1 protein-coding gene is annotated in these 707 nt (G+C 58.1%); it reads right to left on the reverse strand.

Translation table 11 applies throughout. The features are described 5' to 3' along the window. Positions 1-37: 37 nt before the first annotated feature. On the reverse strand, positions 38-707 hold a 670-nt coding region (locus GJA01_RS15110; protein ID WP_145993818.1), incomplete at its 5' end, for an IS3 family transposase.

Raw genomic sequence — 707 nt, forward strand, 5'->3', positions numbered from 1 at the left:
CAGTTTTGTGGGCTTGATAAGCTATACCCGGTTGTTGTTATGCCGCCATTCTGACGGCGTTGCTGTTGGCCATCTGGTCCGGGGTTAACCCCGGACCAGATGGCGTCGGCACGCCATGATACGCCTCATCAGGCGTTCGTCCAGCCAGGGCCGTATGGGGACGTTGCCCGTTATAATGGGTGATCCATTTCGTGAGCCCCACTCGAAGTTCTGATCCGGTCTCAAATGCGTGCAGGTAGACACATTCGTATTTCAACGACCGCCACAGACGCTCGATGAACACGTTATCCAGCCATCGCCCGCGCCCGTCCATGCTGATGCGGATCTGACGCTCTTCCAGGAGCCCGGTGAAACGGGGCGTCGTAAACTGCGACCCTTGGTCAGTATTGAAAATTTCCGGAGCGCCATAGCGCGTGAGGGCATCCTGTAGCGCCTCGATGCAGAACTCCGCATCCATCGTGTTCGACAGACGCCAGGACAGCACCTTGCGCGTGAACCAGTCCATGATCGCCACGAGATAGAGAAATCCCCGTTTCATGGGGATATACGTGATATCGGAACACCAGACCTGGTTAGGCCGCTCAATGACCAGATCCCGCAGCAGATACGGATATTTCCGATGCTCCGGATGAGGCACACTCGTGCGCGGCTTCTGGTAGACCGCCCGCAGGCCCATGATCGCCATGAGCCGCCGGACCCGCTTGCGG

The sequence above is a fragment of the Gluconobacter japonicus genome (assembly GCF_002723975.1).
Lineage (GTDB): Bacteria > Pseudomonadota > Alphaproteobacteria > Acetobacterales > Acetobacteraceae > Gluconobacter > Gluconobacter japonicus.